The sequence below is a fragment of the Corynebacterium sp. HMSC072G08 genome (assembly GCF_001809185.1).
GTDB classification, from domain to species: Bacteria; Actinomycetota; Actinomycetes; order Mycobacteriales; family Mycobacteriaceae; genus Corynebacterium; species Corynebacterium phoceense.
This window is the reverse complement of the sequence record NZ_KV796448.1, coordinates 1-331: the sequence shown is the minus strand read 5'-3', so window position 1 is coordinate 331 and position 331 is coordinate 1. Positions and strand designations below refer to the sequence as shown.

The window sequence follows — 331 nt, the reverse complement described above, 5'->3', positions numbered from 1 at the left end:
AGGTCGCAGCGCAGCACACCACCCCACCCGAAACCAAAGACGAGGCCACCGTCGGCGTCTCCCAGGACGGGCGCAACCGACTGGTCATCCGCTCCACCGAAGCGTGGCTTATGGACTATATCCATGGGCTGCCCGGCGTGGAACCCGGCAACTACGATGGCCTCTACGAGGGCTTGAAGAAGCATGTAGAAAACCGCACGCAGCTCACCGCGCCGCGGCGGATGATCCACATCCTCGTCAACCTCCACGACCTGGAGATGATTCTGCGCGGCGACGGCGAGGACATCCTCGTGCGCGCCACAGACGGCACGTGGCGCACCGGCGCAGAACT

General features: G+C 64.7%; 1 pseudogene. It reads left to right on the top strand.

Annotation, left to right across the window (positions count from 1 at the left end):
* A pseudogene (locus tag HMPREF2559_RS13055) lies at nucleotides 1-331 on the top strand (hypothetical protein); the annotation flags it as partial.